Origin of the sequence: Tritonibacter sp. SIMBA_163, assembly GCF_046535935.1 — a bacterium.
GTDB classification, from domain to species: Bacteria; Pseudomonadota; Alphaproteobacteria; order Rhodobacterales; family Rhodobacteraceae; genus Epibacterium; species Epibacterium scottomollicae.
On record NZ_JAWJBP010000617.1, the window covers coordinates 1 to 264 of the forward strand.

The 264-nt window shown below is 39.0% G+C and carries 1 protein-coding gene; it reads right to left on the reverse strand.

Annotation, left to right across the window (positions count from 1 at the left end):
- On the reverse strand, window positions 1-264 hold a 264-nt coding region (locus tag R0J92_RS23775; RefSeq protein ID WP_411053486.1), incomplete at both ends, for a PAS domain S-box protein.

A 264-nucleotide genomic window follows, 5' to 3' on the forward strand; every position in this document is an offset into this window, starting at 1 on the left:
CTCTTGGTTGATACCCGAGATAATCCGCAACACTTTGGTTGACCAATTGATAAGTTCCATCGAGATCTTTAATCATGATGGCATCGGTGGAATTTTCAACAATAATTTTGTATTGAGTCAGGGTTTTGGTACGTTCTTTGACTCGCGCTTCTAAGGTTGCTTTTGCCTCAGAAAGTTCTTGGAATTTATAAGAAAGAACTAATGCCATTTGCTGAAAGTTTTCAATGAGATTATCAATTTCAGCAATGCGCGATCGCTGCCACT